This window comes from Pseudomonas sp. 1176_21, from assembly GCF_052850635.1.
The window spans coordinates 87,158-107,105 of sequence record NZ_VXCV01000002.1 but is presented as its reverse complement, the minus strand read 5'-3'; the positions used below and the strand labels follow the sequence as shown (position 1 = coordinate 107,105).

Annotated in this window: 18 protein-coding genes; 9 read left to right on the top strand and 9 right to left on the bottom strand. The window is 66.2% G+C overall.

Annotated features, from left to right (window positions below; translation table 11 throughout):
- Positions 1–141: 141 nt before the first annotated feature.
- From waaF to FW760_RS05495, 7 genes are read left to right on the top strand one after another with little or no spacing between them, the layout of a single operon-like run.
- Positions 142–1,191, top strand: coding sequence for a lipopolysaccharide heptosyltransferase II (gene waaF, locus FW760_RS05525; protein WP_043863657.1), 1,050 nt, complete (start codon positions 142–144; stop codon positions 1,189–1,191).
- 1 nt (position 1,192) lies between these two features.
- Positions 1,193–2,251, top strand: a complete 1,059-nt coding sequence (gene waaC / locus FW760_RS05520) for a lipopolysaccharide heptosyltransferase I (protein WP_054915991.1) — start codon at positions 1,193–1,195, stop codon at positions 2,249–2,251.
- Complete coding sequence (locus FW760_RS05515; RefSeq protein WP_088514278.1) at positions 2,251–3,375, top strand: glycosyltransferase family 4 protein; 1,125 nt, start codon at positions 2,251–2,253, stop codon at positions 3,373–3,375. Before waaC ends, FW760_RS05515 begins: the two co-directional genes overlap by 1 nt.
- Positions 3,372–4,178: a lipopolysaccharide core heptose(I) kinase RfaP gene (rfaP, locus tag FW760_RS05510; protein WP_058541815.1), complete on the top strand. Its 807-nt coding sequence runs from the start codon at positions 3,372–3,374 to the stop codon at positions 4,176–4,178. The genes FW760_RS05515 and rfaP overlap by 4 nt, the downstream gene beginning before the upstream one ends.
- Positions 4,178–4,912 (top strand): lipopolysaccharide kinase InaA family protein, encoded by a 735-nt coding sequence (locus FW760_RS05505; protein WP_078480851.1) that lies wholly within the window; start codon positions 4,178–4,180, stop codon positions 4,910–4,912. The genes rfaP and FW760_RS05505 overlap by 1 nt, the downstream gene beginning before the upstream one ends.
- Positions 4,909–5,661 (top strand): lipopolysaccharide kinase InaA family protein, encoded by a 753-nt coding sequence (locus tag FW760_RS05500; protein ID WP_100634796.1) that lies wholly within the window; start codon positions 4,909–4,911, stop codon positions 5,659–5,661. The genes FW760_RS05505 and FW760_RS05500 overlap by 4 nt, the downstream gene beginning before the upstream one ends.
- Positions 5,661–7,103, top strand: coding sequence for a lipopolysaccharide kinase InaA family protein (locus FW760_RS05495; RefSeq protein WP_043863663.1), 1,443 nt, complete (start codon positions 5,661–5,663; stop codon positions 7,101–7,103). The genes FW760_RS05500 and FW760_RS05495 overlap by 1 nt, the downstream gene beginning before the upstream one ends.
- Positions 7,104–7,178: 75 nt before the next feature.
- Here FW760_RS05495 and FW760_RS05490 read toward each other — a convergent pair whose 3' ends face one another.
- From FW760_RS05490 to FW760_RS05460, 7 genes are all read right to left on the bottom strand, one after another.
- The gene (locus tag FW760_RS05490) at positions 7,179–7,358 is read right to left on the bottom strand and encodes a hypothetical protein (protein WP_043863664.1); all 180 of its coding nucleotides are present in this window, start codon (positions 7,356–7,358) and stop codon (positions 7,179–7,181) included.
- On the bottom strand, positions 7,348–8,451 hold the full coding sequence (locus tag FW760_RS05485) for a PepSY-associated TM helix domain-containing protein (RefSeq protein WP_446443686.1): 1,104 nt from the start codon (positions 8,449–8,451) through the stop codon (positions 7,348–7,350). Before FW760_RS05485 ends, FW760_RS05490 begins: the two co-directional genes overlap by 11 nt.
- An 8-nt stretch (positions 8,452–8,459) precedes the next feature.
- Positions 8,460–10,895, bottom strand: a complete 2,436-nt coding sequence (locus tag FW760_RS05480; RefSeq protein ID WP_116052354.1) for a TonB-dependent siderophore receptor — start codon at positions 10,893–10,895, stop codon at positions 8,460–8,462.
- A 144-nt stretch (positions 10,896–11,039) separates the two neighbouring features.
- On the bottom strand, positions 11,040–12,008 hold the full coding sequence (locus tag FW760_RS05475) for a FecR family protein (protein ID WP_116052353.1): 969 nt from the start codon (positions 12,006–12,008) through the stop codon (positions 11,040–11,042).
- Positions 12,005–12,523 carry an RNA polymerase sigma factor gene (locus FW760_RS05470; RefSeq protein WP_043863668.1) on the bottom strand — a complete coding sequence of 173 codons (519 nt, stop codon included), beginning with the start codon at positions 12,521–12,523 and terminating at the stop codon, positions 12,005–12,007. The genes FW760_RS05475 and FW760_RS05470 overlap by 4 nt, the downstream gene beginning before the upstream one ends.
- 107 nt (positions 12,524–12,630) lie before the next feature.
- On the bottom strand, positions 12,631–13,341 hold the full coding sequence (locus FW760_RS05465; RefSeq protein ID WP_043863669.1) for a 3'-5' exonuclease: 711 nt from the start codon (positions 13,339–13,341) through the stop codon (positions 12,631–12,633).
- 10 nt (positions 13,342–13,351) lie between these two features.
- Positions 13,352–15,286, bottom strand: coding sequence for a DUF294 nucleotidyltransferase-like domain-containing protein (locus FW760_RS05460; RefSeq protein WP_446443685.1), 1,935 nt, complete (start codon positions 15,284–15,286; stop codon positions 13,352–13,354).
- A 202-nt stretch (positions 15,287–15,488) separates the two neighbouring features.
- Between FW760_RS05460 and FW760_RS05455 the strand changes: the two genes are divergently transcribed.
- The gene (locus FW760_RS05455) at positions 15,489–15,941 is read left to right on the top strand and encodes a response regulator (RefSeq protein WP_054915983.1); all 453 of its coding nucleotides are present in this window, start codon (positions 15,489–15,491) and stop codon (positions 15,939–15,941) included.
- Positions 15,942–15,995: 54 nt separating this feature from the next.
- Here the strand turns inward: FW760_RS05455 and FW760_RS05450 are convergent, their stop codons facing one another.
- Entirely contained in the window at positions 15,996–18,173 is a 2,178-nt protein-coding gene (locus FW760_RS05450; protein ID WP_043863672.1) for a malate synthase G, read from the bottom strand.
- Positions 18,174–18,475: 302 nt separating this feature from the next.
- Between FW760_RS05450 and FW760_RS05445 the strand changes: the two genes are divergently transcribed.
- A complete protein-coding gene (locus FW760_RS05445) occupies positions 18,476–19,000 on the top strand; it encodes a glycine cleavage system protein R (protein WP_043863673.1) in 525 nt (174 codons plus the stop codon).
- Positions 19,001–19,015: 15 nt separating this feature from the next.
- Here FW760_RS05445 and rarD read toward each other — a convergent pair whose 3' ends face one another.
- Positions 19,016–19,903 carry an EamA family transporter RarD gene (rarD, locus tag FW760_RS05440; RefSeq protein ID WP_054915981.1) on the bottom strand — a complete coding sequence of 296 codons (888 nt, stop codon included), beginning with the start codon at positions 19,901–19,903 and terminating at the stop codon, positions 19,016–19,018.
- Positions 19,904–19,948 lie beyond the last annotated feature (45 nt).

Sequence of the window (19,948 nt, the reverse complement as noted above, 5' to 3'; positions counted from 1 at the left end):
GCGATACGGCGCAATGAAGCGGCGGCGACCACGTCCTACACTGAGTGGCGTACACTGGTCGCACCACGCCTGATTATAAAGAGGGGAGGCCAGGCTGTTGGAAAACAGGCTGTAGCCTCCCTGATCGTTTCTGGATAAAGCATGAGAATTTTGATCATTGGGCCCAGTTGGGTGGGCGACATGGTAATGGCGCAGACGCTGTTCCATGTGCTGAAGCAGCGTCACCCTGCGTGCGTGATCGATGTGCTGGCACCCGAATGGAGCCGCCCGATCCTCGAGCGCATGCCCGAAGTGCGCCAGGCCTTGAGCTTCCCGCTCGGCCACGGCGCGCTGGAACTGGCCACGCGCCGGCGCATCGGCAAGTCGCTGGCCGGTCAGTACGACCAGGCGATCCTGCTGCCCAATTCGCTCAAGTCTGCGCTGGTGCCGTTCTTTGCCGGTATCGCGCAGCGCACCGGCTGGCGTGGCGAGCTGCGCTACGGCCTGCTCAACGATGTGCGCACCCTCGACAAGGCGCGCTACCCGCTGATGATCGAGCGCTTCATGGCCCTGGGCTACCCCGCCGGTGCCGAGCTGCCCAAACCCTACCCGCGCCCCAGCCTGCAGATCGAGACCGCCAGCCGCGATGCGGCGCTGGCCAAGTTCGGCCTGAGCCTGGACCGCCCGGTGCTGGCGCTGTGCCCCGGCGCCGAGTTCGGCGAGGCCAAGCGCTGGCCCTCGGAGCATTACGCCAAGGTCGCGGAAATCAAGATTCGCGAAGGCTGGCAGGTGTGGCTGTTCGGCTCCAAAAACGACCATGCGGTAGGTGAATCGATCCGCGAGTGGCTGATCCCGGGCCTGCGTGAAGAGTCGGTGAACCTCAGCGGCGAGACCTCGCTCGCCGAGGCGATCGACCTGCTGTCGTGCAGCGATGCGGTGGTGTCCAACGATTCGGGGCTGATGCACGTGGCTGCAGCGCTCAATCGCCCGCTGGTGGCGGTGTACGGGTCGACCTCGCCGGGCTTCACCCCACCGCTGGCCGACCAGGTCGAGGTGGTGCGCCTGGGGCTGGAATGCAGCCCGTGCTTCGACCGCACCTGCCGCTTCGGCCACTACAATTGCCTGCGTCTGCTGGAACCGGAGGCGGTGGCCTCGGCGTTGCAGCGGCTCAACGGTCCGTCGCTGGTCGACGTCACGGTCGAGGTCGATTAAGTTGCGGGTACTGCTGATCAAGACCTCCTCGCTGGGGGATGTCATCCACGCGCTGCCGGCACTGACCGACGCGGCGCACGCCATTCCCGGCATCCGCTTCGACTGGGTGGTCGAGGAAGGCTTCGCCGAAATCCCCACCTGGCACCCTGCGGTCGATCACGTGATCCCGGTGGCCATCCGTCGCTGGCGCAAGAACCTCTGGCAAACCTTGAAGAACGGCGAATGGCGCCAGTTCAAGAAGCGCCTGCGCGAGCGCAAGTACGACCTGGTGATCGACGCCCAGGGCCTGGTGAAAAGCGCCTGGCTGACCCGCTACGTCAAGGCGCCGGTGGCCGGGCTGGACCGCTACTCGGCACGCGAGGGGCTGGCCAGCCGCTTCTACGACCGGCGCCTGTCGGTGGCCCGCGGGCAGCATGCGGTGGAGCGGGTGCGCCAGTTGTTCGCCCTGGCGCTGGGCTACGACCTGCCCTCGGGGCTGGGTGACTACGGCCTGGATCGCTCGCGCCTGGAAGAGATACCCACCAAGCCCTACGTGGTGTTCCTGCATGGCACCACCTGGGACACCAAGCACTGGCCCGAACTGTACTGGCGCCAGTTGGCCGAACGCCTGGGGCGTGCCGGCCTGCATATCTGCCTGCCATGGGGCAACCCGGCCGAAAAGGCCCGCGCCGAGCGCATCGCCCAGGGCCTGAAGAACGCCCAGGTGCTGCCCAGGCTGAACCTGGCCGGGGTCGCCCGGGTGCTGGCTGCCGCCAAGGCCTGCGTGGCCGTCGACACCGGCCTTGGGCACCTGGCGGCGGCACTCGATGTGCCTACCCTGTCGCTGTTCGGCCCTACCAACCCGGGCTTGACCGGGGCCTACGGCAAGGCCCAGGTGCACCTGGGCAGTGACTTCCCCTGCGCCCCGTGCCTGCAGAAGAAGTGCACCTACAAGCCGAGCGCCGACGACCGGCGCCGGTTCGATCTCAAACGCGAGTGGCCGCTGTGCTTCACTCGCCTGAACCCCGAGCGTGTGGCGAGCCAGTTGAGCGCGTTGCTGCGGGCAGAGGATGTGCGTTGATGCAACTGGCCTTTGTGCTCTACAAGTATTTCCCCTTCGGCGGCCTGCAGCGTGACTTCATGCGCATCGCCCTGGAGTGCCAGCGCCGTGGCCACCAGATCCGGGTGTATACCCTGATCTGGGAGGGCGACGTGCCCGAGGGCTTCGAAGTGCTGGTGGCGCCGGTCAAGGCGCTGTTCAACCATCGGCGCAACGAGAAACTCACCGACTGGATGCAGGCCGACCTGGCCAGGCGCCCGGTCGACCGCCTGATCGGCTTCAACAAGATGCCGGGGCTGGACGTGTACTACGCCGCCGACGGCTGCTTCGAGGACAAGGCGCAGAACCTGCGCCACTCGCTGTACCGCCGCTGGGGCCGCTACCGCCACTTTGCCGAGTACGAGCGTGCGGTGTTCGGCAAGGACGCCAAGACCCAGATCCTGATGATCTCCGAGGTCCAGCAGCCGCTGTTCGTCAAGCACTACGACACCCCCGCCGAGCGCTTCCACCTGCTGCCTCCGGGCATCAGCCAGGACCGCCGGGCGCCGGCCAATGCCGCCGAGATCCGCGCCGAGTTTCGCCGCGAGTTCAACCTGGCGGACGACGAGCGCCTGCTGGTGCAGATCGGCTCGGGCTTCAAGACCAAGGGCGTGGACCGCAGCCTCAAGGCGCTGGCCGCCTTGCCCAACAGCCTGCGCAAGCGCACCCGGCTGATGGTCATCGGCCAGGACGACCCCAAGGTGTTCCAGCTGCAGAGCGCGACCCTGGGGCTGACCGAGCAGGTGCAGTTCCTCAAGGGCCGCAGCGATATCCCGCGCTTTCTGCTCGGGGCCGACGCACTGATCCACCCGGCCTACAACGAGAACACCGGCACCGTGCTGCTCGAAGCCGTGGTGGCCGGGTTGCCGGTACTGGTTTCGGCAGTGTGCGGCTATGCCCACTACATCGCTGAGGCCGATGCCGGCCTGGTGCTCGACGAGCCGTTCGAGCAGGAGCAACTCAACCGCTACCTGCAACGTATGCTCGAAGACGATGCGGCGCGTGCCGACTGGGGCCGCAACGGCCTGGCATTCGCCGACACCGCCGACCTGTACAGCATGCCGCAGCATGCGGCCGACGTGATCCTGGCGCAGGAGCGCGCATGAAACTGATACTGGCTGAACCCTTCAAGCGCCTGTGGGCCGGGCGCGATGCCTTCGACGCCGTCGAGGCCCTGCAAGGCGAGGTGTACCGCGAGCTGGAAGGCCGGCGCACGCTGCGCACCGAGGTCGAGGGCAACGGTTATTTCGTCAAGATCCACCGGGGCATCGGCTGGGGCGAGATCTTCAAGAACCTGTTCACCGCCAAGCTGCCGGTGCTCGGTGCCGGCCAGGAATGGCAGGCCATCCAGCGCCTGCACGAAGTCGGGGTGCCGACCATGACCGCGGTGGCCTACGGCGAACGCGGCAGCAACCCGGCGACCCAGCATTCGTTCATCGTCACCGAGGAGCTGGCGCCCACCGTCAGCCTCGAGGACTTCAGCCTCGACTGGGTCAGGACGCCGCCGGCGCCGCGTCTCAAGCGCGCGCTGATCGCCGAGGTGGCGCGCATGACCGGCATGATGCACCGCGCCGGGGTCAACCACCGCGACTGCTACATCTGCCACTTTCTGCTGCACACCGACCGCCCGGTAACCCCGGACGACTTCAGGCTGTCGGTGATCGACCTGCACCGGGCCCAGACCCGCGCCAGCATTTCCCGACGCTGGCGCGACAAGGACCTGGCCGCGCTGTACTTCTCGGCGCTGGACATCGGCCTGACCCGACGCGACAAGCTGCGCTTTCTGCGCGGCTACTTCCAGCAGCCGCTGCGCCAGATCCTGGCCGAGCACGCCACCTTGCTGCGCTGGCTGGAGGGCAAGGCAAACAAGCTCTACGAGCGTAAACAACGGTATGGGGACGCGCTCTGATGGCGGGTTGGACACTGGAACCGGCCTACTCGGCCCTGGCACAGGATTTCGGCAGCATCGACGCGGTGTTCGCGCTCAAGGGCGAACGCCTCACCCACGACCCGCTCAGCGAAGTGATTCGCGTGGAGCGCGGCGGGGTGAACTACTACGTCAAGCGCTACACCGGCGCCGGCAAGGGCCTGCGCCGCTACCTGGGGCGCCCGCGGATCAAGGCCGAGTGGCAGAACCTCAAGCAGTTCGCCAAGTGGGACATCCCCACCGCCGAGGTGGTGGCCTGCGGCCTGGAACGGCGAGGCTTCGCCTTCCACCGGGGCGCCATGATCACCCGCGAGCTGCCGCGCACCGAGGACCTCTCGGCGCTGGCCAAGCGCAACGACCCGCGCCTGGCAGATGCCGGCTGGGTCGACCATGTCAGCCGACAGCTGGCCCGCCACACGCGGGTGATGCACGACCATCACTTCACCCACAACGACCTCAAGTGGCGCAACCTGCTGGTCGATGACAAGGGCATGCTGTTCTTCATCGACTGCCCGACCGGTGCGTTCTGGGTCGGCTTCATGCTGCGCTATCGCATCACCAAGGATCTGGCCTGCCTGGACAAGGTGGCCAAGTATCACCTGTCGGCCACCCAGCGCCTGCGGTTCTACCTGCAATATCGCCGTCGCGATCGCCTGAACGCGTCGGACAAGCGCCGCGTGCGGCACGTCGTGACGTTTTTCGAGGGGCGCGAATGAGTGATTTCCTGGCCAGTGCCGAAGCTGCACTGCTTGAACGCCACGGCCTGAACAGCTTCGAGGCGCTGTGGGCGCTGCAGCTGGACGCCGTGGACGAGCCCAACACCGGGCGCGGCGGCTGGAGCCGCGTGTACCGCCTGGAGCTGGAGGGCAAGGGGTTCTACCTCAAGCGCCAGAGCGACTACCTCACGCGCACCCTGCACAGCCCCTTCGGCGAGCCGACCTTCGCCCGCGAGTTTCGCAACATCAAACGCTACCAGAAGCTGCAAATCCCGGCCTTGCAGGCGGTGTTCTACGCCGAGCGCCAGGTCGACGGCGAGCGCCGTGCGATCCTGATGACCCGTGCGCTGGATGACTGGAGCGATCTTGACCACCTGCTCGGGCAGTGGCCGCAACTGGCCCTGGAGCAGCGCCAGGGCATCCTGCGCGCCTGTGGCGAACTGGCCCGCACGGTGCACGCGGCGGGGCAGGTGCATGGCTGCTTCTACCCCAAGCACATCTTTTTGCGCGAGCGCAGCGAAGGCTGGCAGGCGCAGTTGATCGACCTGGAGAAAACCCGGCCGCTGCTGCTGGGCCAGCGTGATCGCCTCAAGGACCTGGAGCCGCTGCTGCGTCGTGCCGGCGCATGGAGCGAGAGCGATGTACGGCTGATGCTGGCCGCCTACCTGGAGCAACCGGCCGACAGTACGCTGGTGGATACCTGGCTGCAGCGCCTGCTGCATCGCCGTCGTGAAAAAGAGGCCCGCTGATGCGTTTGTCTGAACTCAAGGACGCCGGGCGCAGCCCGCAACTGCCATTGAGCATTGCCCTGGCCGACGCCGCCGGGCCGGCCGAGCTGCAACTGCTCAGCCTGCTGCGGGTGCTGCCGGGGCAGCGGTATGTCGGTGCCGGGATCTGGCGTGGCAAGCCGGTGCTGGCCAAGCTGCTGGTGGGCAGCAGTGCCGCCCGCCACTTCCAGCGCGAACTGGACGGTGCGCGCCTGCTGGCCAGCCAGGGGCTGACCACGCCGTTGCTGCTGGCCGACGGCCTGCGTGAAGGCGAGGGCGGCTGGCTGCTGTTCGAATTTCTTGAGCACGCCCACAGCCTGGCGGATGCCTGGGCGGCGGTCGAGGGCCTGCCGGTGCTTGCCGATGCCCAGCAGGAAGTGCTGGGCGAAGCCCTGCGCGCCGTGGCGCAGATGCATGCCAAGGGCCTGTGGCAGGCCGACCTGCACCTGGACAACCTGCTGCGCCATGGCGGGGAGCTGTACCTGATCGATGGCGCGGGGGTGAAGGCCGAAACCCCGGGCCAGCCGCTGTCGCGTCAGCAGGTGCTGCAGAACCTGGGGGTGTTCTTTGCGCAGTTGCCCAAGCGCCTGGAGCCCTTCGTCGAGGAACTGCTGGTGCACTACGTGCTGGTCAACGGCGAGCATGCGCTGCCGCTGGAAGCCTTGCAGAAGCAGATCGACAAGGTGCGCAGCTGGCGTCTGAAGGACTACCTGGACAAGGCCGGTCGCGAGTGCACGCTGTTCAGCGTGCAGCGCGGGGCCTCGGGCCTGCGCGCGATCCGTCGATCGGAGGTGGCGGCCATGCTGCCGGTGCTGGAGCAGGCCGACGCGCTGATCGACCAGGGCCACCTGTACAAGACTGGCGGCGCGGCGAGCGTGGCACGGGTCGAGGCGGGCGGTCGCAGCCTGGTGCTCAAGCGCTACAACATCAAGAACACCGCCCACTGGTTCAAGCGCTTCTGGCGCCCCAGCCGGGCCTGGCATTCGTGGATCGAAGGGCATCGCCTGGAGTTCCTCGGCATCGCCACGCCCAGGCCGCTGGCGGTGCTGGAGCAGCGCGTGCTGGGGCTGCGCAGCCGTGCGTACCTGGTGACCGAGTATGCCGACGGGCCGGACCTGATCGAGAGCTTTGCGCCCTACGTCGACAGCGCCGAGGTGCCAGAGGAGCAGCTGCAAGCGCTGCAGACCCTGTTGCAGCAGCTGATGGGCGAACGCATCAGCCACGGCGACCTTAAGGGCCACAACCTGTTCTGGCAGGACGGTCAATGGTCGCTGATCGACCTTGATGCGATGTGCCAGCACGCCACCCAGCTCAGTTTCGCCAAGGCCTTCGCCCGTGACCGGGCGCGGTTGTTGCGCAACTGGCCGGCGGACAGTGCGTTGCACCAGCGGCTGGATGAGTGCCTGCCGAAACTGGCTGACTGACCTGCGCCTTCGCCGACAAGGCCGGCTCCTGCAGACGACGTGAAACCTTGCAGGCGCCGGCCTTGCCGACCAAGACTATCGCGCGGCCGGCCAAAAACCTCGCAGGCTGTACCCCACCGGCAGGGCCAGCCCCACCCACGCCAGCACATCCCACGGGCCATCCCCCAGCAGCGCCGCGAACAGCCCCACTGCGCCCAGCAGGGCAATCAGGCCCGGCATGCCGAACACCTTCCAGAACCTCGATTCACGCTTCATCACGTCGCCTGCGTACCCACCACAAATACACGCCGCTGCCGAGCACGATGATCGTCAGCACATCCAGCAGCGCCCATAGAATCTGCATCGGCCGGCCGCCGTAGTCGCCAAAGTGCAGCGGCTGCGACAGGCCCATCGCGTCCATGTACCACGGCCGCTCGCCAATCGCCGTCACCTGCAAGGTGCTGGCATCGATCAGTACCGGGGTCAGCAGGTGAGCGGTCAGGTGGGTGCTGCCCTTCATGAACACCGCATAGTGGTGCTCGCTGGAAAAGCGCGTGCCGGGGAAGGCGATGAAGTCCGGCTGCATGCCCGGCGCCGCCTCGGCGGCAATGTCCAGCAGACGGCTGGCCGGGGCCAGTGCGGTCAGCGGCGGTGCATCGCGGTACGGTGCGATCATCGCGCTGAGGCTGTCGTTGCGCCAGGCGGCGATGACCAGGTCGGACAGCGCGCTGATCACCCCGGTCACGCCCACCACCAGCGTCCAGGTCAGGGTCACGATGCCGATCAGGTTGTGCAGGTCGAGCCAGCGCAGGCGCCGCGATTTGTCGTGGCGTACCGTGGCGAACTTCAGCCTGCGCATGAATGGCGCGTACAGCACCCCCCCGGAGATGATCGCCACCACGAACAGCAGGCCCATGAAGGCCAGCAGCAGCTTGCCCGGCAAGCCGGCGAACATGTCCACATGCAGGCGCAGCATGGTCAGCATGAAGCCGCCGTTGGCCGAGGGCATCTCCACCACCTCGCCAGTACGCCCGTCGAGCATGAAGGTGTGCGACGAGTTGGGCTCGGTACCGGCGGTGGCGGCCATGATCGCGATCACGCCGTTGCTGTCGTCCTCGTCCCAGCCGAAGTACTGCATCACCTCGCCCGGGCGATGGGCCTGGGCCTTGAGCACCAGGGCCTGCAGGTCGAGTCTGGGTGTGTCGGCCGGCATTACCTTGAGCTCGGGCGCATCGCCCAGCAGGTGGTCGATCTCGTGGTGGAAGATCAGCGGCAGCCCGGTCAGTGCCAGCAACAGCAGAAACAGCGTGCACACCAGGCTGCTCCAGGTATGCACCCACGACCAGCGACGTATGGTTTGGCTCTTCATCGTTGGCCCTAGAACGTGTAGTTCACGCTGGCGACCACGTTGCGCTGGTCGCCGTAGTAGCACCAGAACCCGTCGCAGTTGGCCAGGTAGTCCTTGTTGAACAGGTTCTTGGCTTCCACCGCCACGCTCAGCCCCTTCATGCTGCTGTCCAGGCGACCCAGGTCGTAGTGCACGGCAGCGTCGTACACGGTGTAGGAGCCTACATGCGCCACCTCGGTGTTGGCGGTGTTGCCGTAGGTATCGCCGACATAGCGAACCCCGGCGCCCATGCCGAAGCCGTCCAGCGGGCCGGCGTGCCAGGTGTAGTCGGCCCACAGGGTGGCCTGGTTGCGCGGGATCAGCGCCATGCGGTTGCCGACTTCGCCAGGCACGCCCTTGCGGATCTCGGTATCGGTGTAGGTGTAGGAGCCGACCAGTTTGAGGTTGTCGGTGATGGCGCTGGTGGCTTCCAGCTCGATGCCGCGCACCTGCAATTCACCGACACTGCGAGAGATGCTGCCTTCGGTGACCTTCACGTTGCTCTGGCGCAGGTCGTAGGCGGCTGCGGTCAGCAGGGTGTTGCTGCCCACCGGCTGGAACTTGACGCCCACTTCGTACTGGCGGCCTTCGGTGGGCTTGAACGACTGTGCTGCATCCACGTTGGCGCCGGTGGTCGGCTGGAACGACTCGGTGTAGGACAGGTACGGGGTGAGGCCGTTGTCGAACACGTAGCTCAGGCCCACGTTGCCGGTGAAGGCCTTGTCGCGCTGGGTGCTGGTGGCGTCGCCCTTGTTGTGGAAGGTGGTGCCGGTGTGAATCCAGTCCTCACGCCCGCCCAGGGTCAGGCGCCAGTTGTCCAGGGCGATCTGGTCCTGCACGTAGACGCCGGTCTGGCGGGTTTTCTGGCCGTAGTCCTGCAGTGCGAAGTAGTTCACGTTGGACATGTCGGCGCCATACACCGGTCGGATCACGCTGATTGGCGGCACGTTGATGCCGCTGATGTTGCCGTTGGCGTCGTAGTTGTACGAGCCGCCATACAGCCACTGGTAGTTGGTGTTGGAGCGCTGGTGGTCCAGGCCCAGCAGCAGGGTGTGCTCCAGCGCGCCGGTGCTGAAGTTGGCCTGCAGGTTGTTGTCGACAGCGAACTGGCTGATGTCTTCGTTGACGATCCCGGCCTCGCGGTTGACCGTACCGTCGGGTTCTACGGTATTGAAGGTGGCCACGTTGACCGCGCGAAACGACAGGTCGCTCTTGGTGTAGCGCAGGTTCTGGCGCAGCTGCCATACGTCGTCGAGGCGGTGCTCGAAAGCGTAGCCCAGGGCGTAATAGGTGCGGTCGTAGAAGTCCCAGCCCGGCTCACCGAGGTTCTTGTGATGGGAAATCTTCGCCCCGGCAGGCGAGGCCAGCCGGGTGCCCTGCAAGGGCAGGAACTGCCCGGTGATGCCGGTATCGTCGCGGGTGAACTGCGAGATGAAGGTCAGGCTGGTGTCGTCGTCGACGTTCCAGGTCAGGCTGGGGGCGAGGTTGTAGCGCTTGTCGGGAATATGGTCGACCGGTGCGTTGCTGTCGCGTACCACGCCGCTGACGCGGTACAGAAACTGGCCGGCGTCGTCGATCTTGCCGGTGCTGTCGAAGTTGATCTGCCGGTGTTCGTTGCTGCCGACCTGGGCTTCGATCTGGTGCGCGCTTTCGACCTGCGGGCGTCGGCTGAGCATGTCGAGCATGCCGCCGGGCGGGGTCTGGCCATACACCGAAGAGGCCGGGCCGCGCAGTACGGTGATGCGTTCCAGGTTCCAGGGTTCGACCTTGGGGTTGGCGAACGAACCCTTGGGCAGCGGCAGGCCGTCGAGAAACTGGGTGGGGTCGAAGCCGCGCACGCGCAGCCAGTCGGCGCGCGAGTCCGAGCCGTAGCCGCTGCTTTGCACGCCCGCGGTGTAACGCAGCGCGTCGTTGAGGTTGAGCACCTGGCGCTGGTCGAGCTGTTCGCGGGTGATCACCGACATCGAGCGTGGCGCCTCGACGATCGGGGTGTCGGTCTTGGTGCCGGCGGCGGTGCGGGTGGCGACGTAGCCGGTGGTCGGGCCCCAGGCGCTCTCGTAGTCGCCGGCGGCGTTGATGCTGGTTTCCGGCAGGGCCAGGCTGCCTTCGGGGGCGGCGATCAGGCTGTAGGTGCCGGCGCTGCTCTGCTGCAGTTGCAGGCCGGTGCCGCGCAGGGCGGCCTGCAGGGCGCCGAGGCCGTCGTACTGGCCGCTGACCGGCGCCGAGGTGCGTCCGCTGGCCAGGCTCGGGTCCAGGGTCAGGGCGATGCCGGCCTGGCTGGCGATCAGGTTGAGGGTGGTCGACAACGGCCCGGCGGGCAGGCTGTAGCTGCGCGCGGCGCTCGATTCGGCGGCGATGGCGGCGGTGCTGGTCAGGGCCAGGGTCAGTAGGCAATGACGCAACAGCTTTTCAAGGGGACGGGACATGCAGCGGTTCCTCGGCGCAATAGTGCTAACTAGCTTCCATGCCGAGTGAAAAGGGAAAAGTGTCAGGGGGTGGGCAAAAAATAATGTTGAGGCCTTCGCCGGCAACGCCCGCTCCTGCAGGAGGGCGTTGCCGGCGAAGGCGTTTTACGGGGTCTCGCCCTTGGCCACGATCGTCACCCACCATGGCGTGCGCTTTTGCACCTGCACCGGCAAGGTCGGCAGCAGCGACTGCAGCGCAAGGTCGGTGTCGTGCAGCGGGAAGCTGCCGGTAATGCGCAACCCGGCCACCTCCGGCGACACCCCCAGGTAGCCGCTGCGATAACGCCCCAGCTCCTGCACCAGCGCATCCAGGCGCACGTTGTCGACCACCAGCATGCCGTGGGTCCAGGCGTCGGCGCCCAGGGCCAGCGGATTGATGCTGCCCAGCTGGTCGTGGCTCATCATCACCTGCTGGCCTTCGCGCACGATCTGCTCGTCGCCGCTGTCCTGCGGCTTGGCCGCCACCGCCGACTGCAACACGCTCAGGCGCGTGCCCTGGTCTTCCAGGCGCACCAGGAAGCGTGTGCCCAGTGCACGCAGGCGCCCGTCGGCCGTGGCGACGATGAACGGACGGTCATCCTTGTGCCCGGTCTCGATGGAAATCTCGCCCTCGCGCAGCACGATCAGGCGCTGCTGGCCATCGAAGCGAACATCCACCGCCGAATGGGTGTTGAGGCTGAGCAGGGTGCCGTCCTCCAGGCGCAGGCTGCGCTGCTCGCCGGTGGCCGTGCGCTGGTCGGCCAGCCAGTAGTCCAGGCTCTGGTGGGTACTCAGCCAGCCGAGCAGGCCGCCCACCAGCACGATGCTGGCCAGCCCGCTGCCCAGCTTGCGCACGCGCTGGCGCAGGCCGGCCCGGGTTTCGCCCAGGGCCTTGCGCGCCGGGCCGGCCGCTGCGGCGAAGCGCTGGTTGAGCATGCCCAGCTGCATCCAGGCCCGCGCATGTTCTTCGTCTGCCGCGTGCCAGCGCTCGAAATCGGCACGCTCCTCGGCGCTGCCCGCATCCAGGCACAGCTGCCAGGCGATGGCGGCATCGAGCACCTTGGCCGATACCGGCCTGCTACTGAAGCCGTTCATGTCGGCTCGCCGTACAGCGCCACATAGCACTGGCGCATGCCCTGGGCCAGGTACTGGCGCACCCGCGACACCGACACGCCCAGGCGCTCGGCGATCTCGGCATGGCCCATGCCGTCGAGGCGGTTGTACAGGAACGCGGCGCGCGCCTTGCTCGACAGCTTGCCCAGCAGGCGGTCGATGGCCTTGAGGTCTTCGAGGATCAGGTGCTGTTCTTCCGGTGACGGCTGCTCGGCTTCGGGGATCAGCATCAGTTCGGCGAGGTACGCCTGCTCCAGTGCCGCCCGGCGAAAATGGTCGAACAGCAGGCCGCGCGCCACCGCGGCCAGGAACGCCCGCGGCTCGCGTGGTGCGGGCAGCTGCTCGCGCCCGAGCAGGCGCACGAAGGTGTCCTGGCTCAGGTCTTCGGCGCGCTCGGCACAGGCGACGTTGCGCCGCAGCCAGCCCAGCAGCCAGCCGCGATGGTCACGGTACAGCGCACCAACCAGCTCACCGTGTGGGCTTTGCACTGACGACAAGGTGTTCCCCGGAATAGATGCGTTAACTAACGAGAATTATTCGCGATTGTGTCAGAGCCGCTGGCACTGTGCAATTAACGCTCATCGGATGACGTATCCGGGGCTGGTCAGAAGCCGTGGCTGTGTTGCCGTCGCCGGCGCCAGCCTTGCAGGCGATGCTCCAGCAGCAGCGGGCTGTCGATGTGCTGGCGTCGCGCCTGGCTGAACAGGATCAGTGCCAGTTCGGCAGTGACCTGTGCATCGGCGCTGGCGTGGTGGCGTTCACCGGCCTGCAGGCCGAAGTGTGCGGTCCAGTCGTCGAGCCCGGCGTCGCGCAACACCACGTCGGGGTTGAGCAGCGGGGCCAGCTCGGCCACGTCGATGAACGGGTGCTGCAGGCGGTAGCCCAGGCTGTCCTTCAGGGCGCGGCTGAGCATGCGCTGGTCGAAGCCGGCGTGGAACGCCAGCAGCGGGCTGTCGCCGATGAACGCCATGAGGTCGAGCAGTGCATCGGCCGGCACGCAGCCGGCGGCAATCGCACTGGGCCCCAGGCCATGTATCAGCACGCTGGGGCCCGGCTTGTGGTCATGCCGGTGCAGGGTGCGCTCGAACTGCTGGCTGAAGTCGATGGCGCCGTCCTCGATCACCACCGCGCCAATCGACAGCACCTGGTCGCGGTTCAGGTTCAGGCCGGTGGTTTCCAGGTCCAGCACCACCCAGCGCTGGGCGCGCAGGGTGTGGTCCTGTAGCGGGGCGGGGCCGGGCAGTTGGGCCAGACGCTGCTGCTGGGCGGCGTCCAGTGCGGGTTGGCTGGGGCGCAGCCAGGCGAACAGGCTCATGACAGGTCGCTCATAGTTGGTAGCGCAGGGCCAGGCTGCTTTGCAGACGCTGGGCCTGGCGCAGCGATTCGCGCAGGATGCGCCGGTCCAGGTCGTTGAGGCTGTCGGGGTCGACGCGGTTGGAGTAGGGCAGGTTCTGGCGGGTCTGCAACTGGTGCTGCTGCATGCGGGTCTGCTGGATGAAGTGGTAGGCTTCTTCATAGGCGCCGCCATCGAGCTGGTCGATCACTTCCTTGCCTACCAGCTGGCGCAGGCGCTCCAGGGTGTTGTTGGCGTGCACGCCATTGGCCAGCGCCAGCAGGCGCGCGCCGTCGACGAAGGGCGTGAGGCCCTGCACCTTGAGGTCGAGGGTGGCGGCCTTGTCGTTGCCGCTGCGGGTCAGCACGAACTCGCGAAAGCGCCCCACGGGCGGGCGCTGGCGCAGTGCGTTGGCGGCCATCATGCGCTGGAACAGGCGGTTGTCGGCGACCTGGTCGAGGATGCCCTGGCGCAGTTGTTCGCACGCCTGTTCGTCGCCCCACACCACGCGCAGGTCGAAATAGATGCTCGAGGCCAGCAGGTTCTCGGGGGTGGCCTCGCGGATGAACGCGGCAAAGCGCCGTGCCCACTCGGCCCTCGACAGACACAGCTCGGGGTTGCCGGCCATGATGTTGCCCTTGCACAGGGTGAAGCCGCACTGCGCCAGGCCCTGGTTGATGTGCTGCGCCAGCGGCAGCAGGCGGGCGCGAATTTCGGCAGCCTGGGCCGCGTCGCGTGCCTCGAACAGGATGCCGTTGTCCTGGTCGGTGTGTAGGGTCTGTTCGCGGCGGCCTTCGCTGCCGAAGCACAGCCAGCTGAACGGCACGCCGGGGTCGCCCTTGTCCTGGATCGCCAGTTCGATCACCCGGCACACGGTGTGGTCGTTGAGCAGGGTGATGATGTGGGTGATCTGGGTGGACGAGGCGCCATGGGCGAGCATGCGCTCGACCAGCTGGCCGATCTCGCCGCGCAGCGACACCAGGTTCTCGACCCGCGCGGCGTGACGGATGGTGCGCGCCAGGTGCACCAGGTCGACCCGCTGCAGCGAGAACAGGTCGCGCTCGGAGACCACCCCGCACAGACGCTGGTCCTGCACCAGGCACACGTGGGCGATATGGCGCTCGGTCATCGCGATGGCGGCGTCGAAGGCGCTGGCCTGGGGGCTGAGGTAGAAAGGCGCGGCGGTCATGTGCGCGGCGATCGGCGCGGCGAAGTCGGCACTGGCATCGGCCACCACCTGGCGCAGGTCGCGCAGGGTGAAGATGCCGACCGGTGCGCGCTGCTCGTCGACGATCACGATGCTGCCCACCTGCTGCTCGTGCATCAGGCGTACGGCCTCGCGTACGGGCGTATCAGGCGCGCAGGTGACCGGATGACGCATGGCCAGCTCACCCAGGCGGGTATTGAGCGAATACTGGTTGCCGAGGGTTTCAACTGCGCGGCGCTGGACCTGCTGGTTGACCTGGTCGAGCAGGCTGCTGACACCCCGCAGGGCAAAATCCCGAAACACTTCTGAGAGTGCGAACAGGCGGATGAACGCCGCCTTGTTCAGTTGCAGGCAGAAGGTGTCTTCGGCGGCCAGGTGTTCGGTACGGGTGGCGCGCTCGCCCAGCAGGGCGGCCAGCGGGAAGCACTCGCCTCCGGTGATCTCGAAGGTGGTCTCGGTGCCGGTGGCGGCATGGTTGCGCTCGCCCACCACGCGTCCCTGCTTGACGATGTAGAAGTGCTCGACGGGTCCGTCGGCAGGCTTGATGATGCTCTCACCGCTGGCGTAGAAGCGCAGCTGGCATTGTTCCACCAGGTACGCCAGGTGGGCGTTTTCCATCTGGTTGAAGGGAGGAAAGCGTTGCAGGAACTGCATGGTGCCGTGAATATTCTGCAGTACTGCGGTTTTGCCGGCCTGGTCGAAGGCGTCCATCTTGCTCATGAGCTTTACCGCATCTGTGCGTCGGCGCCGAGGGCCGAGCATTTGTTTTTATCGTGCTGCATGGTCGGCCGCGGGGTGCGCAGTGCCCATTGGACGTTTGTCTAAAGTGGGTAAACGTCAATTATCCGACGAAAGGCGGGTTGCGGCACATGCGTTTGCGGTCTGAACTTGATTCAACGGATATTTTTACGATGGAACAGCCATGCCCGAAGCCGACGACATACTGAGCGAAGCCGAGCGCAAGGCGCTGGCGAGCGTGACTGCGCGCGGGACCGCGCTGCCCAAGGTGCTGATCGTCGAAGACGACAAAGGGTCGCGCGAAGCGCTGGCGAGTTACTTGAAGGCCCATGGCATTCGTTGCCTTGCCGCAGAAAACACCACGGTGGCGTTCGACTACCTCAAGCGCGAACCCAGGATCGGGCTGCTGATTACCGACCTGCGCATGCAGCCGGTGGGGGGCATCGAGTTCATCGAGCAGATTCGTGAGTCGGACCAGGCCGCGTTGCCGATCATCATCGTGTCGGGCGATGCCAAGGTGCAGGACGCGATTGCGGCAATGCACCTGAGCGTGGTCGACTTTCTGCTCAAGCCGCTCGACCAGGAGAAGCTGGAAAAGCTGGTGAAGCTGGTGAGGCATGAGCTGGGCATCGGCTGAACCCCTTCGCTGGCTTGCCAGCGAAGGGGTGCGTCAGGCAGCGCTGTAACGAGCTTACAGCCCGTTGCGCGCCTTGAACTCGCGACGACGGCGATGCAGTACCGGCTCGGTATAACCGTTCGGCTGCTTCGCACCCTCGATCACCAGCTCGACCGCCGCCTGGAAGGCGATGTTGCTGTCGAAGTCCGGTGCCATCGGGCGGTACAGCGGGTCGTTGGCGTTCTGCTTGTCGACCACCGGCGCCATGCGCTTGAGGCCTTCGATCACCTGCGCCTCGCTGATGATGCCGTGACGCAGCCAGTTGGCCAGCAACTGCGCGGAAATCCGCAGGGTGGCGCGGTCTTCCATCAGGCCCACATCGTTGATGTCCGGCACTTTCGAGCAACCCACGCCCTGGTCGATCCAGCGCACTACATAGCCAAGAATGCCCTGGGCATTGTTGTCCAGTTCGTTGCGGATCTCTTCGTCCGACCAGTTGGTGTCGGTGGCCAGCGGAATGGTCAGGATATCGTCGACCGAGGCCGGCGCACGCTTGGCAAGTTCCGCCTGGCGGGCGAACACGTCGACCTTGTGATAGTGCAGCGCGTGCAGCGCGGCGGCGGTCGGCGACGGCACCCAGGCGGTGTTGGCACCGGCCAGTGGGTGGGCGATCTTCTGCTCGAGCATGTCGGCCATCAGATCAGGCATGGCCCACATGCCCTTGCCGATCTGCGCGCGGCCCTGCAGGCCGGTGGCAAGGCCCACGTCGACGTTGTTGTTCTCGTAGGCACCGATCCACTTCTGGGTTTTCATGGCGCCCTTGCGCACCACGGCGCCCGCTTCCATGGAGGTGTGGATCTCGTCGCCGGTACGGTCGAGGAAGCCGGTGTTGATGAACACCACGCGCTCGCTGGCGGCCTGGATGCAAGCCTTGAGGTTGACCGTGGTACGGCGCTCCTCGTCCATGATGCCGACCTTCAGGGTGTTGCGCTTGAGGCCCAGCACGTCTTCGACGCGGCCGAACAGCTCGTTGGTGAAGGCGGCTTCTTCAGGGCCGTGCATCTTCGGCTTGACGATGTACACCGAGCCGGTACGGCTGTTCTTGCGGGTGGTGTTGCCGTTGAGGTTGTGCACCGCAGCCAGGTTGGTGACCAGCGCATCGAGGATGCCTTCGGGCACTTCGTTGCCATCCTTGTCGAGGATCGCGTCGATGGTCATCAGGTGACCGACGTTGCGCACGAACAGCAGCGAACGGCCATGCAGGCTCAGCGAGCCGCCATTGGGCGCGGTGTACTCGCGGTCCGGGTTCATGGTGCGGGTGAAGGTCTGGCCGGCCTTGCTCACGCTCTCGGCCAGGTCGCCCTTCATCAGGCCCAGCCAGTTGCGGTAGATCACCACCTTGTCGTCGGCATCCACCGCGGCCACGGAGTCTTCGCAGTCCATGATGGTGGTCAGGGCGGCTTCCATCAGCACGTCCTTGACCCCGGCGGCGTCGGTCTGGCCGACCGGGGTGCTGGCATCGATCTGGATCTCGAAGTGCAGGCCGTTGTTTTTCAGCAGCACGGCGACAGGGGCCGTGGCATCGCCCTGGTAGCCGACCAGTTGCGCGTCGTCGCGCAGGCCGCTGTTGCTGCCACCCTTGAGGGTGACCACCAGCTTGCCATCGGCAATGCTGTAGCGGGTGGCATCGACGTGGGAGCCGGCCGCCAGTGGCGCAGACTCGTCGAGGAAGGCGCGGGCGAAGGCGATGACCTTGTCGCCGCGTACCTTGTTGTAGCCCTTGCCCTTCTCGGCGCCACCGGCTTCGCTGATGGCGTCGGTGCCGTACAGCGCGTCGTACAGCGAGCCCCAGCGGGCGTTGGAGGCGTTGAGGGCGAAGCGTGCGTTCATCACCGGCACTACCAGCTGCGGGCCGGCCATGCGAGCGATCTCGTCATCGACATTCTGGGTGGAGGCCTGGAAGTCCGCCGCTTCTGGCAGCAGGTAGCCGATCTCCTGGAGGAAGGCCTTGTAAGCCGGAGCATCGTGGGCCTGGCCCTTGCGCGCCTGGTGCCAGGCGTCGATCTGCGCCTGCAGGGTGTCACGCTTGGCCAGCAGGGCTTTGTTCTTTGGAGCGAGGTCGTTGATGATCTTCTCTGCCCCGATCCAGAACTGCTCGGCGTTGACGCCGGTTCCGGGAATGGCTTCGTTGTTCACGAAGTCGAACAGGACTTTGGCGACCTGAAGGCCACCGACTTGAACGTGTTCAGTCATTGCTTGCCTCACTCTGCTCAGCTATTCAGCTCTTGTTTCAACATTTTTGTAGTGCGCGTCGCGGCATACTACATGAAGCGCTGCGCTTGGGAAAATCAGACTAAATACGCCGTTTTGCGACCATTTGGTCGCAAAACGTCGTTCTGGGAGCGGGCATGTTCTCAAAAATCGAGTGAATTGTTCCAGATAAATCTAAAAACAGTACACGATTTGTTGTTCGAGCCCGCTGCGGCAGGTTGCCGCGCCTTGCCTATACTTGATCGGCGCCCCCGGTATTCGGGGGCTGGAGAGAGGACTGGCGCGTGGATCATCTTGTCTTGACCGTGATTGCCCCTGACCGCGCCGGCCAGGTGGAACGGGTGGCCGAATGCATCGCCGAGCATAACGGCAACTGGTTGGAGAGTCGCATGTCGCGCATGGCAGGGCAATTCGCCGGCATCCTGCGCGTCGCGGTACCGGCCGAATCCTATGACGAACTGGTGGAGGCGTTGCAGGCGCTGGGCAAGCACGGGATTCGCGTGCTGATCGCCGAAAGCGGCATCGAGCCGTCGTGCACCTGGAAGCCGATCGCGATGGAGCTGGTGGGCAACGATCGCCCCGGCATCGTGCGCGACATCACCCGGCTGCTGGCCGAACAGGGGGTGAACCTGGAGCGCTTCAGTACCGACGTGCGGCCCGCGCCGATGAGCAGCGAGCCGCTGTTTCACGCCGATGCGCTGCTGGCCCTGCCGCTGACGCTGTCGCTGGATGACCTGCAACAGCGCCTGGAGGCCCTGGCCGACGACCTGATGGTGGAGCTCAAGCTGCGCCCCGAAGAGTCGGCGTAGGGGGTGGCGTAGCGCTCAGGTGCGCCGGCGAATGCTCAGCCAGGCATCCACGCTGTACAGTGCCAGGCCGGCCCAGATGAACATGAACGCCACCAGTGTGCTGCTCGACAGATGTTCGTCGAACAGCAGCACCGCCTGCAGCAGCACCAGGGTCGGCGCCAGGTACTGCAGAAAGCCCAGAGTGGTGTAAGGCAGATGCCGCGCGGCGGCGTTGAAGCACACCAGCGGTATCAGCGTGACGGGCCCGGCGGCGGCCAGCCACAGCGCGTCGCTGGTGCTGTAGAAGCTGGCCTGGGCGCTGTGGGCCATGGGGTTGAGCAGCAGCCAGCCGATGGCCAGCGGTACCAGCATCCAGGTTTCCACCACCAGCCCCGGCAACGCCGCCACTGGCGCCTGCTTGCGGATCAGCCCGTAGAAGCCGAAGCTCAGCGCCAGTACCAGCGACACCCATGGCAGGCTGCCCACCTGCCACACCTGCTGCGCCACCCCCACTGCCGCCAGGCCTACCGCCACCCACTGCAGGCGGCGCAGACGCTCGCCCAGCAGCAACATGCCCAGCAGCACGTTGACCAGCGGGTTGATGTAGTAACCCAGGCTCGCCTCGAGCATGCGCCCGTTGTTCACCGACCACACATAGGTCAGCCAGTTGCCCGCGATCAGCGATCCGCTCAGGGCCAGGATTGCCAGGCGGCGCGGGTTGTCGCGCAGTTCGCGCCACCAGCCCGGGTGCTTCCAGAACAGCAGCAGGATCGAGCCGAACAGGGCCGACCACAGCACCCGATGCACGATGATTTCCACGGCGGGCACGTTCTGCAGGGCTTTGAAATAGATGGGGAACAAGCCCCAGATGATGTAGGCGGTCAGGCCCAGTATGTACCCGCGGCGCGGGTTGGCGGCTTGCATGCTGATTCCTTGCTTAGGCAGCTATCTAAAACCCGGCTATTGTAG

Bases quoted from the DNA above. Each gene is read 5' to 3' on its own strand.
- waaF (WP_043863657.1), top strand. From the start codon at position 142: ATGAGAATTTTGATCATTGGGCCCAGTTGGGTGGGCGACATGGTAATG.
- FW760_RS05515 (WP_088514278.1), top strand. From the start codon at position 2,251: ATGCAACTGGCCTTTGTGCTCTACAAGTATTTCCCCTTCGGCGGCCTG.
- rfaP (WP_058541815.1), top strand. From the start codon at position 3,372: ATGAAACTGATACTGGCTGAACCCTTCAAGCGCCTGTGGGCCGGGCGC.
- FW760_RS05505 (WP_078480851.1), top strand. From the start codon at position 4,178: ATGGCGGGTTGGACACTGGAACCGGCCTACTCGGCCCTGGCACAGGAT.
- FW760_RS05500 (WP_100634796.1), top strand. From the start codon at position 4,909: ATGAGTGATTTCCTGGCCAGTGCCGAAGCTGCACTGCTTGAACGCCAC.
- FW760_RS05495 (WP_043863663.1), top strand. From the start codon at position 5,661: ATGCGTTTGTCTGAACTCAAGGACGCCGGGCGCAGCCCGCAACTGCCA.
- FW760_RS05490 (WP_043863664.1), bottom strand. From the start codon at position 7,358: ATGAAGCGTGAATCGAGGTTCTGGAAGGTGTTCGGCATGCCGGGCCTG.
- FW760_RS05485 (WP_446443686.1), bottom strand. From the start codon at position 8,451: ATGAAGAGCCAAACCATACGTCGCTGGTCGTGGGTGCATACCTGGAGC.
- FW760_RS05480 (WP_116052354.1), bottom strand. From the start codon at position 10,895: ATGTCCCGTCCCCTTGAAAAGCTGTTGCGTCATTGCCTACTGACCCTG.
- FW760_RS05475 (WP_116052353.1), bottom strand. From the start codon at position 12,008: ATGAACGGCTTCAGTAGCAGGCCGGTATCGGCCAAGGTGCTCGATGCC.
- FW760_RS05465 (WP_043863669.1), bottom strand. From the start codon at position 13,341: ATGAGCCTGTTCGCCTGGCTGCGCCCCAGCCAACCCGCACTGGACGCC.
- FW760_RS05460 (WP_446443685.1), bottom strand. From the start codon at position 15,286: ATGAGCAAGATGGACGCCTTCGACCAGGCCGGCAAAACCGCAGTACTG.
- FW760_RS05455 (WP_054915983.1), top strand. From the start codon at position 15,489: ATGCCCGAAGCCGACGACATACTGAGCGAAGCCGAGCGCAAGGCGCTG.
- FW760_RS05450 (WP_043863672.1), bottom strand. From the start codon at position 18,173: ATGACTGAACACGTTCAAGTCGGTGGCCTTCAGGTCGCCAAAGTCCTG.
- rarD (WP_054915981.1), bottom strand. From the start codon at position 19,903: ATGCAAGCCGCCAACCCGCGCCGCGGGTACATACTGGGCCTGACCGCC.